Origin of the sequence: Azospirillum sp. Sh1 (assembly GCF_008365135.1) — a bacterium.
GTDB lineage: Bacteria > Pseudomonadota > Alphaproteobacteria > Azospirillales > Azospirillaceae > Azospirillum > Azospirillum oryzae.
Window position 1 is genome coordinate 408,988 of the sequence record NZ_VTTK01000001.1, and the last position, 14,860, is coordinate 423,847.

Below are 14,860 nucleotides of genomic sequence, written 5' to 3' on the forward strand. Positions count from 1 at the left end.
GCGTTGACAGGCCAAGTCGCCCTATCCTATATAGCGGCTCCCGGCGGCAACGACGGGACACGATGGTAGCCAACGGCGGCGGAAACGCCAACAACGGCGCTCACGATGGCAGCGTAGCTCAGTGGTAGAGCAGGGGAATCATAATCCCTTGGTCGGGGGTTCAAATCCCTCCGCTGCTACCATCACAGAAAACCCCCTGATTTCCGGAAGGAAGTCAGGGGGTTTTTCTTTGCACACCATCAGTTTGTCGCTGCATCGATTGTGGTGTGGCGAACGCGGGAGTCGATCGCCCCTCTACCCCGTGATCGACTTCGGCAGTGCGATCTGCGGTTCGACCTCCACGCGGTTGCGGCCGGCGTTCTTGGCGCGGTAGAGGGCGGCGTCGGCGCGGGCCAGAAGCGGTTCGATGCCGGTGTCGGGCCCGGTCAGCCAGCTCAGGCCAAGGCTGACGGTCAGATACAGTTCGCCGCCGTCCTCCAGCTTCACCGGTCGGGCGGCGATCGCCTGCCGCAGGCGCTGGGCGGCGGCGAAGGCATTCACCGGCGAGGTTTCGGGCATCACCACGGCGAACTCCTCGCCGCCCAGACGGCCGATGAGGTCGCAGGACCGAAGGGTGTCCTTGCAGGCGCGCACGGTGTTGCGGATCGCCTCGTCGCCGGTGGCGTGGCCGTGGGTGTCGTTGACGCGCTTGAAGTGGTCGATATCCAGCATCACCACCGACAGCGGACGCTCGTATCGTCGCGAGCGGGTAAACTCTTCAGCCCCCCTTTCCAGGAAGCGGCGGCGGTTCATGGCGCCGGTCAGGGCGTCGGTGGTCGCCAGCCGTTCCAGGTCGCGCTGCATCGCCACGACACGCGAGGCCGCCAGCAGACGCGCCGCGGTCCATTTCCAGTCGAGCGGCTTGCGCAGGAACTCGTCGGCGCCGGCCTCCACCAGTTCATGGAACTGGTCGGTCATGCTGCCGGGGATCATCAGGATCAGATAGAGGTGGCGAAGCCCCTGGGCGGTGCGCAGATGCCAGCACAGCTCGATGCCGGTCATGTCGGCCAGACGGATGTCGGCCATCACCACGTCGAAACGCTCGTTCGCCACCGCTTCGATGGCGGCGGTACCGCTGTGGACCACGCTGGTGGCGTAGCCGAGCTTGTTCAGCTCATACACCATCATGGTCAGGTGGCGCGGTGAATCGTCGACGATCAGAATCCGCAAATCGAAAGCTCCCGGCGATCCCTGCCCGTTTATGGAGCATGAGACCCGAGTTGTGCAAATGTCCTTAACGTGATGTCGCAGAAGGATAACGAAAGGCGGGGGGTCATACGCAGGTATGCCGACGGGCATGGCGTGGCCCCGCCGGTGGGGCGGTCTGATGCTTTTGCACATGTTGCCTATCGGGTCGGCCGGTTGGTACTGTTCCATATAAATATGTTCGCGGGACAAGCGGACGATGACTGCGGGAGCCACGACCATGGACAGCGCGCGCGCGGCCCACATCGATGAACTCGTCCGTGTCTCCACTGGCCGTGTCTCCGCCGGCTTGCGGTCCGCCCGCGATCCGATCATCGAAAGCTCCTGGCGCCGCTGCGTCGCCGACCACAAGCTGGACCCCACCGTCGGGCGAGAGCCGCACATCCTGCCGCAGGAGCGGCTGCGCGAGCATCGCGACGCGATGGACGAGTTCCTGCGCATGGCCCGCTTCGGGCTGGAGGCGCTGTACCGGCAGGTGGCCGGCATGGGTTATGTCCTGCTGCTGACCGACAGCAACGGCGTCACGGTGGACTTCATCGGCGATCCGACCTTCGACAACCATCTGCGCCGGGCCGGGCTGTATTTGGGGGCTGACTGGAACGAGGGGCATGCCGGCACCTGCGCGGTCGGCACCTGCATCGCCACCACCCAGGCGCTGACCGTGCACCAGACCGACCATTTCGACTCCACCCACATCCCGCTGACCTGCACGGCGGCCCCGGTCTTCGACAGCGGCGGCGAACTGGCCGCCGTGCTGGACATCTCCGCCCTGCATTCGCCGGAGCCGAAGATCAGCCAGTATCTGGCGCTGCAGATGGTGCGGGCCTATGTCCACAAGATCGAAACCGCCAATCTCTACAACAACTTCCGCCGCGACTGGGTGGTGAAGCTGTCGGCGTCGCAGGAGTTCGCGGAGGTCGATCCCGATTTCGTGCTGGCGCTGGACGGCGGCGGGCGGGTGGTCGGCTTCAACCACAAGGCCCGCGACCTGTTGGTGGAGGATGGGATGTCGCCGCTCGGCCGGTCCTTCGCCGAACTGTTCGACTGCGAGGTGGACGATCTGGTTCATTTCGTCCGCTCGCTGCCGACCGAGCAACGCACGCTCCGCCTGCGCCGCACCGGCCTGCCGCTGTTCGCCCAGGCGATGCCGCCGCCCGCCGTGTCATTGCCGCGCAGCCACGTGCCGGACCATGGCGGCGATACGCTTCCGGAGCCGTTGCGCGTGGTGTCCGGCGGCGATCCGGCGTTGAAGGCGGTGCTGACGCGGGCGGCGAAGCTGGTCAACACCCGCATGAGCCTGCTGATCCATGGCGAGACCGGCACCGGCAAGGAACATCTGGCCAAGGCGCTGCACAAGGCCAGTATCCGCCGCAACAAGCCCTTCGTCGCCATCAACTGCGCCGCGCTTCCGGAAAACCTGATCGAGAGCGAGCTGTTCGGTTACGAGCCCGGGTCCTTCACCGGGGCGACGGCGCGCGGCAAGAAGGGGCTGATCCTGGAGGCGGACGGCGGCACCCTGTTCCTGGACGAGATCGGCGACATGCCGCTGTCGTCCCAGACCCGCCTGCTGCGGGTGCTGGCGGAGCGGGAGGTGACGCCGATCGGCCGGACCAAGGCGGTTTCGGTGGATGTCCGCGTCATCGGCGCCACTCACCGCGATCTGGTGGAACTGGTCAAGGCCGGCAAGTTCCGCGACGACTTGTACTTTCGTCTCAATGGCGCGGTCTTCACCGTGCCGCCGCTCCGCCAGCGCGGTGACCTGGAGTGGCTGATCGAACGGCTGCTGACCGAGCGGACGGAGCGCGACGGCGTCGGCTACCGGCTGACCCCGGCGGCGCTGGCGGCTCTGCGCGGCCACGGCTGGCCGGGGAACGTGCGGGAACTGGTGAATGCGCTGGACTATGCCTGCGCGGTCAGCGACGGCGGGCTGATCGACCTCGACGACATTCCGGAGCCGGTGCAGCACAGCGGCATGTTCCAGGCCTGGCCGGCGGAAGTGGCGGCAAAGCCCGAGGCGGAGGAGGACCCGGCCACCCGGCTACGCGAGACTTTGCGGCGGCACCACTGGAACGTGTCGGCGACGGCGCGGGCGATGGGGGTCGACCGTTCCACCGTCCATCGGCAGATGCACCGCTTCGGCATCGTGGCGCCGCATCGGACGGAGTGAGGGGGCTTCTGCGGCGGGTTTGCCCCCTCCCCATCCCTCCCCCGCTATGCGGGAGAGGGGGCAGGAGCTTTGCGGGAGTGATGCAAAGGAGTGGCGGCAGTCCCCTCTCCCGCCGAAGGCGGGGGAGGGTTAGGGAGGGGGCATCACGCCCTCAACCCCTCCCCTTACCCCACCGCCCCGAACCCGCCGCCGCCCGGCGTCTCCACCACCAGGGCGTCGCCCGGCCGCATGGCGGTGCTGTCCTGCGAGGCCAGTTCCTGAACGCTGCCGTCGGTGCGCTGGACCCAGGTCCGGCCGACCGCACCGTCGGCACCGCCCTTCAGGCCGAACGGGGCGATCTTGCGGTGGTTGGCGAGGATGGCGGCGGTCATCGGCTCCAGGAAGCGCAGGCGGCGGATCACGCCGTCCCCGCCGCGCCAGCGCCCTGCCCCGCCCGAGCCTCGACGGATGCGGAAGCTCTCCACCAGCACCGGGAAGCGCCATTCCAGCACCTCCGGATCGGTTAGGCGCGAGTTGGTCATGTGGGTCTGCACCGCATCGGTGCCGTCGAAGCCGTTGCCGGCGCCGGAGCCGCCGCAGACCGTCTCGTAATACTGGTGCCACTCGTTGCCGAAGGTGGTGTTGTTCATCGTCCCCTGGGCCGATGCCATCACCCCCAGCGCGCCGAACAGCGCGTCGACGATGCACTGGCTGGTCTCCACGTTGCCGGCCACCACCGCGGCGGGCGGGTTGGGCGACAGCATGGAACCGGGCGGGATGACGATCTCGATGGGGCGCAGGCAGCCCTCGTTCATCGGGATCTCGTCGTCCACCAGACAGCGGAAGACATACAGCACCGCCGCCCGGCAGACCGCCGAGGGGGCGTTGAAGTTGTTGGTCAGCTGGGTGCTGGTCCCGGAGAAATCGACGATCGCCGAGCGGGCGGCATGGTCGATCGACACCCGCAGCTTGATGACCGCGCCGTTGTCCAGCGTCACCGCGAAGTCGCCGTCGCTCAGCACGCCGATGGCGCGGCGGACCTGCTCCTCGGCATTGTCCTGAACGTGGCGCATATAGGCGATGACGGTGGACAGGCCGTGCAGGCGGACGACGCGGTGCAGTTCGCGGGTGCCCTGCTCGTTGGCCGCCACCTGCGCCTTCAGGTCACCGATGTTCTGCGCCGGATTGCGCGCCGGATGCGGGCCGGAGCGCAGAAGCTCCAGCATGGCCTCCTCGCGGAACTGGCCGTTCTCCACCAGTTGCACACAGTCCAGCAGCACGCCCTCGTCGGCGATGGTCTTGCTGTCCGGCGGCATGGAGCCGGGGGTGATGCCGCCGACGTCGGCGTGATGGCCGCGCGAGGCGACGAAGAACAGCAGGTCCTTGCCCGCCTCGTCGAAAACCGGGGAGACGACGGTGATGTCCGGCAGATGGGTGCCGCCATGGTAGGGATCGTTCAGCGCAAAGCATTCGCCCGCGGTGAAGCTCCCGCCACGCCGTTCGATGACGGCACGCACGCTCTCGCCCATCGACCCCAGATGGACCGGCATGTGCGGGGCGTTGGCGATCAGCCCGCCCTCGCGGTCGAACAGGGCGCAGGAGAAGTCCAGCCGCTCCTTGATGTTCACCGACCGGGCGGTCTTCTCCAGCGTCACGCCCATCCGCTCGGCGATGGACATGAACAGGTTGTTGAAGACCTCCAGCATCACCGGATCGACCTTCGCCCCGCCCTTGATGCCGGCGGCCTGACGCTGGGTCGCCGGCTCCAGCCGGGTCAGCACCAGATGGTTCTTGCGGGTGACCTCCGCCATCCAGCCCGGCTCGACCACGGTGGTGGAGACGGCTTCGGCAAGGATCGCCGGGCCGACGACGCGGTTGCCGGGCTGAAGCTGGCGGCGGTCGTAGAGCGGCGCCTCGCGGCGCTGGCCTGCGCTGTGGACGGCAACGGTGGCGAGCCGGCGCGGCAGCACCGCGGTGGTGGCGGGAAGCTCCGGATCCTCCAGAACGTCGGTCAGGCCGACGGCCTCCAGGGTCACCGACTCCACCTCCAGCGCGGTGCCGGGGGTGAGGAAACCGTAGCGGCGGCGGTGCGCCTCCTCGAAGGACTTGGTCATCGCCACCTTCGAGCCGAAGGCAACGGTCAGCGTGGTGTCGGAACCGGCGGCCTTCAGGTGGACGCGGCGGTTGATCGCCTGCCGGTCGGCGGCGACGCCCTGGCGGGTCAGTTCCGTCCGCCCTTCGGTCTCCAGGTCGGTGAACAGCATGGTCAGCCGGTCGACCACGGCGTCGCTCAGCGGACCTTCCACCGCGCGCTCGCGGATGGCGACGGTGTCGGCCAGCCCGATGCCGTAGGCCGACAGAACGCCGGCCTGCGGGTGCAGGAAGACCCGCGTCATGCCCAGCGCGTCGGCGACGGCGCAGACATGCTGGCCCGCCGCCCCGCCGAAGCCGTTCAGCGTGTAGCCGGTGACGTCATAGCCGCGCTCGACGGAAATCTTCTTGATGGCGTTGGCCATGTTGTCGACGGCAATGCGCAGGAAGCCTTCGGCGACCTCCTGCGGGGTCATCGTCGTGCCGAGCTTGGCGTTGACGGTGGCGGCCAGTTCGGTGAAGCGGGCCTTCACCACGTCGGCATCCAGCGGTTGGTCGCCGTTGGGCCCGAAGACATGGGGGAAGAAGCGCGGCTGGATCTTGCCGACCATGACGTTGCAGTCGGTGACGGTCAGCGGCCCGCCGCGGCGGTAGCAGGCAGGACCCGGATTGGCGCCGGCACTGTCCGGCCCGACACGGAAGCGGGTGCCGTCGAAGACGCAGAGCGAGCCGCCGCCGGCCGCCACCGTATGGATGTGCATCATCGGCGCCCGCACCCGCACGCCGGCCACCACCGCGTCGAAGGCGCGCTCATACTCGCCGGCATAATGCGACACGTCGGTGGAGGTGCCGCCCATGTCGAAGCCGATGACCCGGTCGAAACCGGCCATCCCGGCGGTGCGCACCGCGCCGACCACGCCGCCGGCGGGACCGGACAGGATGGCGTCCTTGCCCTGGAAGCGGCGGGCGTCGGTCAGGCCGCCGTTTGACTGCATGAACATCAGCGGCACCGGCGTGCCGTCGACGCTGAGGTCATTGGCGACCCGGTCGACATAGCGGCGCAGCACCGGCGAGAGGTAGGCGTCGGCCACCGTGGTGTCGCCGCGGCCGACCAGCTTCATCAGCGGGCTGACGAGATGGCTGACGGAGACCTGGGTGAAGCCGACCGCGCGGGCCAGCGAGGCGACCTGCCGTTCATGCTCCGGATAGCGGTAGCCGTGCATCAGCGCGATGGCGGCGGCGCGGAAGCCCTGGCGGTAGGCCTCCTCCAGCCCGCGGCGGACGGCGTGCAGGTCGACCGGCTTCAGCACCCGGCCGTCGGCCATCACCCGTTCCGGCACCTCCACCACATGGGAATAGAGCTGGTCGGGCAGATGGATGTGGCGGGCGAAAATCTTCGGCCGGGCCTGATGGCCGATGCGCAGCTGGTCGCCCAGCCCTTCGGTGATGAGCAGGACGGTCGGCTCGCCCTTGCGTTCCAGCAGGGCGTTGGTGGCGACGGTGGTGCCCATCTTCACCACCTCCACCATGTCCGGCGGGATCGGCTGGCCCGGCTTCAGGCCCAGCAGGTCGCGGATGCCCTGGACGGCGGCGTCGGCATAGCGCTCCGGATTTTCCGACAGCAGCTTGTGGGTCACGACCGACCCGTCGGGCCGGCGGCCGACGATGTCGGTGAAGGTGCCGCCGCGATCCACCCAGAACTGCCACCGGGCCGGCCTGGTCTCCGCCGCTCCGGCCACCGTCCCTCCGGCCACCGCCGCGTTCTCCGTCTCACCCATCGTCGCACCCGCCGAATTCCATGCGCGGCAACCGCACCGCGCGTGGGCCGGAGTTTCGCGATCCGGCAGCGAATTTCAACCGCTTGAGTGGCCCGTCCCCATCAGGAGGTTGGGAAGCGGCGGAAAGAACACAGGATCACCGATGAAGGGCCCCGCCGCTCAGGCGGCAAGCCGCTGCGGCGACGGGGTGGGCAGGCGGCCGAGAATGGCGTTGCCGGACAGGATGCTGTTGAAGGCGCCGGTCCCATCCTCCAATGCTTCCAGGGCGAGGGAGAACTGGTTGGGCGGCGGCAGCTCGAAGCGCGAGGTGATCTCGCCGCTGTCCAGCGCCAGCCGGCCGCCGAAACGGCGGGCCAGCGCACGCATGCGGACATTCTCCGACAGGCACATCATGTGGACATGGCGGATGCCGCGGTTGCGGGCGACGGTCAGGATGCGGCGGACCAGCGTGCTGCCGACGCCCTTGCCCTGCAGGGTCGATTCGACGCTGATGCCGAACTCCGCCTGTTGCGGCCAGAGGATGCGGTCGCCGCAGAGTTCCACCGCGCCGCGCAGCACGCCGTTCTCGAATGCGCCGAGAATGACCGTCCGGCCCCAGTCGATGGCCGCGCAGTGCCGCTCCACCGCCTCGTCCGACAGGGTGCCGGTGAAGCGGGCATAGCGGTCCGCCCGGTCGAGGCGGAGAAGATGCGCCCGGTACTGGGGCAGTTCGGTCGGCAGGATCTTGCGGATGACAGGCATGGCTCTGCTCACGGTTCTCGAAATCCGAAAACGCATTCGCGCAGAACGTTTTTCCCCAGGCTCCGGCGCCGCCACCGGAGGGCACCGTCATTGTCGTGGCCGGCGCTCTCACCGGCACTCTTTGTTGCATTGCAACATGGCGTGGGCGACGGGAATCGCAAGCGCTTATTAGAACTTCGCAATGCGAACAATGCTGGCCTGTTGCCGGCACGCCACAGTTGGCCCACCTTCTTCCGGTCGCTATGCTGCCCCTGGTTGGGGAGCCTGCGGACATAAGGGCGTAGTATGAGCATATGGGGCAAGATCCTGGGCGGCGCGGCCGGCCTGTTCACCGGCGGGCCGATCGGCGCCCTGCTGGGCGGTCTGGCCGGGCATGCGGTCGACCTGTGGTCGCCCTGCGGCCCGGACGACCAGCCGCGCCGGGGCATGAGCGACGCCGATGCCGAAGCGGCCAAGCAGACCGTCGCCTTCACCATCGGCGTGATCGCGCTGGCCGCCAAGATGGCGCGGGCCGACGGCGTGGTGAAGCGGGTGGAGGTCGACACCTTCAAGCGGCTGTTCCGCGTCCCGGCGGAGGAACTGGACAATGTCGGTCGCGTCTTCGACCTTGCCCGCCGCGACACCCGCGGGTTCGATGAGTATGCCCGCCAGATCGCCAAGCTGTTCGAGGACAAGCACGCGGTGCTGGAGGAGCTGCTCGACAGCCTGCTGATGATCGCCGAAGCCGACGACGAACTGCACGAGACGGAGGTGGAGTATCTGCATACCGTCGCCACGATCTTCGGCTTCGACGACGCCGACTTCCGCCGCATCGTCGCCGGCCACCATCTGGCCGGCGGCCCGGCCGAATCGGACCCATACGCGGTGCTGGGCGTGTCGCGTCACGCCGATGACGATGCGGTGAAGACCGCCCACCGGGCGCTGGTGCGCGAACACCACCCGGACCGGCTGATCGCCCAGGGCATGCCGCAGGAATTCATCGATCTTGCCACCCAGAAGCTCGCGCTGATCAACGCAGCCTACGACCGTATTCGCCGCCAACGGGAGGGAGCCGCTGCGCTGTCGTGACTTGTCGCGTCCCGTCACAGCTTTTGATCATTTGAAATTGCTTTGTCGTAGGCTTTATCCCGTTTCCTGACATATCGTCCCCAGCGGGGCGGGCGATCGGTTGCCCGCGCGCTTTGGGGACGACATGATGATGCGACGCACGATCATCCGGACGATCTTCGCCGCGGTTTTGGGAACGACGATTGCGGCGGGCGGCGCCGCGCAGGCGCAGATGCCGACGGCAGCCGCCGACACGACAGTGGTGCTGGGACAGCCGCTGACACTGAACCTGGGGGCGCCGCCGGCCGGCACCGACTGCGCCACGCAGGCCGCGACGCTGAACGCGCAGGCCCTGGTGCTGGTCGCCAACGGCCAGACCATTCCCGGCGCCCGCGCCAGCTTCGGCTGCTCGTCCAAGGGCGAACTGGTGGGCACCGCTTCCACCTCCATCGCCGGCAACGGCGATGACGCGGCCCAGCGGCGGGCGGCGTGGCAGACCGCCTTCAGCGGCTTCTTCAGCCTTGCCGGCGCCAAGTCCCTGCCGGTCGCCTTCGGCCCGGCCACCGGCGGCATGACCACCGCACCGAAGATGGTCTCCATCCAGGGCGCCAGCGACCGCGACCTGGGGCTGGCCGCGATCTGGTTCGCGCTGGTGGCGGCGCTGTTCCTGTTCGCCTTCTTCCGCCACTTCGGCCGCACCGACGCCATCACGCCGATCGCCGGCGTGCCGATGCCGGCCAACTACCGGGCGCCCTACAGCCTCGCCCGCTTCCAGCTGTTGTGGTGGAGCGGGATCGTCACCGCCTCCTACGTCGCCATCCTGACCATCACCGGGTCGATGGACACCATCACCACCGGCACCATGGCGCTGATGGGGATCGTCGGCGGCACCTCCGTCCTGGCCGCCTTCCAGGACCGCCGGCCGAGCGACGACGACACCCGGCGCCACCAGCATGCCGCCGCCTACCTCGCCGCCGCCGCGGCCAACCCGCCCGACCAGGCGGCGATGGCCGCCAGCCTGGCCGAGGTCTATCCACCGTCCCAAGGGTTGCTGCCCGACCTGCTGAGCGACGCCGCCGGCTACAACATCCACCGCCTGCAACTGCTGGCCTGGACCGGCGTGCTGGGCATCACCTTCCTCTACGAGGTCACCCGCACGCTGGGCATGCCGGAGCTGTCGGCCAACCTGCTGGCGCTGACCGGCATCAGCAACGGCACCTATTTCGGCTTCAAGATGCAGGAACAGCAGGTGCCGACGCCGACCGGGACCGCGTAACAGGCCGGCAATCGCGGGGGACGCAACCCGCCCAACCGTTTTTCCGGGTCGCGGCGGAGGGGGATGGCACGCTATAACCCATCCCCTCCCCTCGATTTTCCGGCGTACGAACGGTCCATGGCTCCTCCCGCACCCATCACGGCGCTCCAGGGCGTCACCGTCACCTTCGGCGGCCGTCCGCTGTTCGACGGCATCGACCTGTCCATCGGCCGCGGTGACCGCGCCTGTCTGGTCGGGCGCAACGGGTCGGGCAAGTCGACGCTGATGAAGGTGCTGGCCGGGATGATCCACCCCGATGGCGGCACCGTCTTCGTGCAGCCGGGCGCCCGCCTCGCCTATCTGCCGCAGGAACCGGACTTCACCGGCTGCGCCACGGTCCACGACTATGTCGTGCAGGGTCTTCCCGCCGACGAGCAGGACGAGGCGCACCGCGTCGATGCGGTGCTCGACCGCTTGCAGGTGGACGGCAATCGCGACCCCCGCACCCTGTCGGGCGGCGAATCGCGCCGGACGGCGCTGGCCCGCACGCTGGTCGGCAATCCGGACGTCATGCTGCTGGACGAGCCGACCAACCACCTCGACCTCCCCACCATCGAGTGGCTGGAGGAGGAGTTGCTGTCCTTCCGCGGCGGACTGCTGCTGATCAGCCACGACCGTGCCTTCCTGAACCGGTTGGCGAAGCGGACGCTGTGGCTCGACCGCGGCACGGTGCGCGCCACCGACCGCGGCTTTGCCGATTTCGAGACCTGGCAGGCCGAAGTGTTCGAGGCGGAGGAGGCCGCGGCCCACAAGCTGGACCGCAAGATCGAAAGCGAGATGAAGTGGCTGCGCGAGGGCATCTCCGCCCGGCGCACCCGCAACATGGGACGCGTCCGCAACCTGCTGGACCTGCGCGCCGGGCGCGCGGAGCAGATCAAGGGCGGCCAGCAGGCCAAGCTCGCCATCGCCGAGGCCGAGCGCGGCGGCCGTCTGGTGATCGAGGCGACCGGCATCTCCAAGGGTTTCGACACGCCCGAGGGGCGCAAGACCATCGTCAAGAACTTCTCCACCCGCATCCTGCGCGGCGACCGGGTGGGGCTGATCGGGCCGAACGGCGCCGGCAAATCCACGCTGCTGAAGATGCTGACCGGCCAGCTGGACCCCGATGAGGGCACGGTGAAGCTGGGCACCAGCCTCGACACCGCCTATTTCGACCAGCGGCGCGAGGGACTGGACCCGGAGGACACCATCCGCAAGGTGCTGTGCCCCTTCGGCGGCGACGCGGTGATGGTCAACGGCGTGTCGCGCCATGTCGCCGGCTATATCAAGGACTTCCTGTTCGACACCCGGCAGCTGGACAGCCCGGTGAAGGCGCTGTCGGGCGGCGAGCGCAACCGGCTGCTGCTGGCCCGGCTGTTCGCCAAGCCCAGCAACATGATGATCCTAGACGAGCCGACCAACGACCTCGACATGGACACGCTGGACCTGCTGGAGGACGTGCTGGGCGACTATCAGGGCACGCTGCTGCTGGTCAGCCACGACCGCGACTTCCTCGACCGGCTGGTGACCGCCACCATCGTGCTGGAGGGCGACGGCACCGCCACCGAATATGCCGGCGGCTATTCCGACTATCTGGTGCAGCGCCCGGCCAAGGCGGCACCCGCCGCTGCCGCAAAACAGAAGCCGGCCGCCGCCGCGCCGGCCGCAGCAGCCAAGCCGCGCGGCAAGCTGAGTTACAAGGATCAGCGCGAATTGGACGAGCTTCCGGCCCGCATGGACGGGCTGGGCACCGAGATCGCCAAGCTGGAGAAGACGCTGGCCGACCCCGACCTGTTCACCCGCGATCCCGCCAAGTTCCAGAAGACCAGCGAGCAGCTGCACGCCAGGCAGGCGGCGCTCGCCGCGGCGGAGGAGCGCTGGCTGGAGCTGGAAGCGATGCGCGAAGAGCTGGAAGGCGGCAGGGCATGAGTTTCGCCCACACCCTCCAGGCGCTGGTGGTGATGGCGCTGTGGGGGCTGAACTTCGTCGTGGCGAAATGGGCGCTGGCCGAATTCCCGCCGCTCTTCGTCATGTTCCTGCGCTTTGCCCTGGTGGCGGTGCTGATCATCCCCTTCTTCCGCGTGCCGCGCGACAAGCTGTGGAAGATCGCGCTGTTGTCGGTGACGCTCGGCAGCATCCATTTCCCGATGATGTTCACCGGGCTGCAGGGGATCGACGCCGCCACCGCGTCGCTGGCGGCGCAGGCGCAGGTGCCCTTTTCCTCCCTGCTGGCCGCGCTGGTGTTCAAGGACAAGCTGGGCTGGCGCCGGGGTATCGGCATGGCCGCCGCCTTCGCCGGCGTGGCGGTGATCGCCGGCGAGCCGCGGCTGGGCGAATCGCTCTATTCGCTGCTGCTGATCCTGGCGGCAAGCTTCGCCTTCGCGGTGGCGAGCGTGCAGATGAAGCTGATCGGGTCGGTGAACGGCTTCGCCGTCAACGGCTGGATGGCGCTGTTCGCCATGCCGCAGTTGCTGGGCCTGTCGCTGCTGCTGGAGCATGGACAGATGGAGGCGCTCGCCAACTCCACCTGGGTCGGCTGGGCGTCGATCGTCTACATGGCGGTCGCGGTCACCATCATCGCCTATGGGCTGTGGTATCCGCTGCTGGGGCGCTATTCCGTCAACCAGACCATGCCCTACCTGCTGACCGTGCCGGTCTTCGGCGTCGCCAGCGGTGCACTGCTGATGGGTGATCCGCTGACGATCAACCTCGCCATCGGCGGTTTGCTGACCATCGGCGGAGTCGCGGTGATCGTCCGGCGTGGGCCGAAGGCGGTCAACCAGACGGTCACGAATCCGACATGAGCGCCTTCCGCCGGATCGACCGCCCCTCCCCCAACCACGGCCCACGGGCCGATGGTTCGCGGGTGGAGCTGCTGATTCTGCACTATACCGGCATGCCCACCGCCGCCGATGCGCTGGACCGGCTGTGCGACCCGGCGGCCCAGGTCAGCGCCCATTACACGGTGGACGAGGACGGCACCATCTTCGCCCATGTGCCGGAAGACCGGCGTGCCTGGCATGCCGGCCGGTCGTGCTGGCGCGGGGCGGAGGACGTCAACAGCCGCTCCATCGGCGTCGAGATCGTCAACCCGGGCCACGAGTTCGGCTATCGCCCCTTCCCGCCCGCGCAGATGGCGGCGGTGGCCGAGCTGTGCCAGGGCATCGTGAAGCGCCACGGGATCGCCGCCGCCGACGTGCTGGGCCATAGCGACGTGGCGCCCGACCGCAAGGAGGATCCGGGCGAGCTGTTCGACTGGCCGGGCCTCGCCGCGCAGGGAACGGGGATTTGGCCCACGCCGTCCCAGGCCGACGACGGGCCCTTCACCGATGCGGAGGTCGCCACCCTGCTGGGACGCTATGGGTACGACCCGGCCGAACCGCGGGCTCTGCTGGCCTTCCAGCGCCACTTCCACCCCGAATGCCTGACCGGCGTGCCGGATGCCGAAACGGTGCGGCGTCTGCGCGCGCTGCTGCGGCTGATCGGGCGGTGATGTCTCACATGAGCCGTCGGTCCGATCGAGGCGCTTCCATATTTGGGATTTGCCCCCACGGCCGCTTCCCTATATGAACGACCGCGCCAGATGGCCGGATGGCCGCCTTCGGTTTCGACCGGGGGAGGAAAGTCCGGGCTCCACGGAAACACGGTGCCGGCTAACGGCCGGCGGGGGCGACCCTAGGGAAAGTGCCACAGAAAGCAAACCGCCGGCGTTTCGACGCAGGTAAGGGTGAAAGGGTGCGGTAAGAGCGCACCGCGGACCCGGCAACGGGGACGGCACGGTAAACCCCACCGGGAGCAAGACCGAATAGGAGCGGCCCGACCACCGTCCCCGCAATGGGACGGGCGTGGGTCAAGCGCGTTTCCGCGCCGCCGCTCGGGTTGGTCGCGCGAGGCGTCCGGGCAACCGGCGTCCCAGACGAATGGCCATCGCCTGCCCCTTGGGGCGGGATACAGAACCCGGCTTACAGGCCATCTGGCGCTTTCCCCCTACCCTTTGCCCAGTTCATCCCAATCCGGAGTCCCCGGTCGGGCGCATGATCCCATGGCGCCCCATGGTGGCACCCGTTTGCCCCCGCCCCGCCCGATCGGATGGTTCGGCCTGGGACGGCATGGGCAGCTGTCCGCGTCATCCACAGGGCGGACGCCCCTTCTCCCCACGCTCCCCCCGCAGCTCTCCGGGCTTTTCCGCGGCCATCCCCAGGATGTGCACGGTCCCATCCACATTTTCCCCAGACTAATCCACAGCCGGTGGATAACTGTGGGGCGAATTCCCATGCCGTCCCATGCCGGACCTGGCCATCCCACCCAAGGTTCTATGCCGTCCGAGGGGGTCGATTCGGCCGCATGACAAACCATGGATGGATCACATTTTCTTAAAACTTTGGAACGTTCAACGAACGCGTGTGGATAACTTTATCCACATCGCGGGAGTCCAGCGAAATACTGCGAAGATTCTGAAAATTCGTACACCAACTTGCGCGGATGCCACAGGCTGACCCAAAAGTCTTGACACCCCCG

At 68.3% G+C, this 14,860-nt stretch carries 9 protein-coding genes, 1 tRNA gene and 1 other RNA gene; 8 read left to right on the plus strand and 3 right to left on the minus strand.

The features are described 5' to 3' along the window. The first annotated feature begins 107 nt into the window (after nt 1–107). Nucleotides 108–182 (plus strand) — tRNA-Met (locus FZ029_RS01920). Between the two features lie 112 nt (nt 183–294). Here FZ029_RS01920 and FZ029_RS01925 read toward each other — a convergent pair. Next, a complete protein-coding gene (locus tag FZ029_RS01925; protein ID WP_149267799.1) occupies nt 295–1,209 on the minus strand; it encodes a diguanylate cyclase in 915 nt (304 codons plus the stop codon). Between the two features lie 256 nt (nt 1,210–1,465). Here FZ029_RS01925 and FZ029_RS01930 point away from each other — a divergent pair, with 256 nt between their 5' ends. Next, a complete protein-coding gene (locus FZ029_RS01930) occupies nt 1,466–3,412 on the plus strand; it encodes a sigma-54-dependent Fis family transcriptional regulator (protein ID WP_149267800.1) in 1,947 nt (648 codons plus the stop codon). A 164-nt stretch (nt 3,413–3,576) separates the two neighbouring features. Here FZ029_RS01930 and FZ029_RS01935 read toward each other — a convergent pair whose 3' ends face one another. Further along, nucleotides 3,577–7,260: a hydantoinase B/oxoprolinase family protein gene (locus tag FZ029_RS01935; protein WP_149267801.1), complete on the minus strand. Its 3,684-nt coding sequence runs from the start codon at nt 7,258–7,260 to the stop codon at nt 3,577–3,579. A 159-nt stretch (nt 7,261–7,419) separates the two neighbouring features. Beyond that, nucleotides 7,420–8,001 carry a GNAT family N-acetyltransferase gene (locus FZ029_RS01940; RefSeq protein WP_149267802.1) on the minus strand — a complete coding sequence of 194 codons (582 nt, stop codon included), beginning with the start codon at nt 7,999–8,001 and terminating at the stop codon, nt 7,420–7,422. Nucleotides 8,002–8,286: 285 nt separating this feature from the next. Between FZ029_RS01940 and FZ029_RS01945 the strand changes: the two genes are divergently transcribed. From FZ029_RS01945 to rnpB, 6 genes are all read left to right on the plus strand, one after another. Next, nucleotides 8,287–9,069, plus strand: a complete 783-nt coding sequence (locus tag FZ029_RS01945; RefSeq protein WP_149267803.1) for a TerB family tellurite resistance protein — start codon at nt 8,287–8,289, stop codon at nt 9,067–9,069. Nucleotides 9,070–9,193: 124 nt separating this feature from the next. Then, the gene (locus tag FZ029_RS01950) at nt 9,194–10,324 is read left to right on the plus strand and encodes a hypothetical protein (protein WP_149267804.1); all 1,131 of its coding nucleotides are present in this window, start codon (nt 9,194–9,196) and stop codon (nt 10,322–10,324) included. 117 nt (nt 10,325–10,441) lie between these two features. Further along, complete coding sequence (locus tag FZ029_RS01955) at nt 10,442–12,271, plus strand: ATP-binding cassette domain-containing protein (protein ID WP_149267805.1); 1,830 nt, start codon at nt 10,442–10,444, stop codon at nt 12,269–12,271. Beyond that, on the plus strand, nt 12,268–13,146 hold the full coding sequence (locus FZ029_RS01960) for an EamA family transporter (RefSeq protein ID WP_149198237.1): 879 nt from the start codon (nt 12,268–12,270) through the stop codon (nt 13,144–13,146). The genes FZ029_RS01955 and FZ029_RS01960 overlap by 4 nt, the downstream gene beginning before the upstream one ends. Further along, nucleotides 13,143–13,835, plus strand: coding sequence for an N-acetylmuramoyl-L-alanine amidase (locus FZ029_RS01965; RefSeq protein ID WP_149267806.1), 693 nt, complete (start codon nt 13,143–13,145; stop codon nt 13,833–13,835). Before FZ029_RS01960 ends, FZ029_RS01965 begins: the two co-directional genes overlap by 4 nt. A gap of 86 nt (nt 13,836–13,921) precedes the next feature. Beyond that, an RNA gene (gene rnpB, locus FZ029_RS01970) (RNase P RNA component class A) lies at nt 13,922–14,323 on the plus strand. Nucleotides 14,324–14,860: the final 537 nt, after the last annotated feature.

Bases quoted from the DNA above. Each gene is read 5' to 3' on its own strand.
- FZ029_RS01930 (WP_149267800.1), top strand. From the start codon at position 1,466: ATGGACAGCGCGCGCGCGGCCCACATCGATGAACTCGTCCGTGTCTCC.
- FZ029_RS01935 (WP_149267801.1), bottom strand. From the start codon at position 7,260: ATGGGTGAGACGGAGAACGCGGCGGTGGCCGGAGGGACGGTGGCCGGA.
- FZ029_RS01940 (WP_149267802.1), bottom strand. From the start codon at position 8,001: ATGCCTGTCATCCGCAAGATCCTGCCGACCGAACTGCCCCAGTACCGG.
- FZ029_RS01945 (WP_149267803.1), top strand. From the start codon at position 8,287: ATGAGCATATGGGGCAAGATCCTGGGCGGCGCGGCCGGCCTGTTCACC.
- FZ029_RS01950 (WP_149267804.1), top strand. From the start codon at position 9,194: ATGATGATGCGACGCACGATCATCCGGACGATCTTCGCCGCGGTTTTG.
- FZ029_RS01955 (WP_149267805.1), top strand. From the start codon at position 10,442: ATGGCTCCTCCCGCACCCATCACGGCGCTCCAGGGCGTCACCGTCACC.
- FZ029_RS01960 (WP_149198237.1), top strand. From the start codon at position 12,268: ATGAGTTTCGCCCACACCCTCCAGGCGCTGGTGGTGATGGCGCTGTGG.
- FZ029_RS01965 (WP_149267806.1), top strand. From the start codon at position 13,143: ATGAGCGCCTTCCGCCGGATCGACCGCCCCTCCCCCAACCACGGCCCA.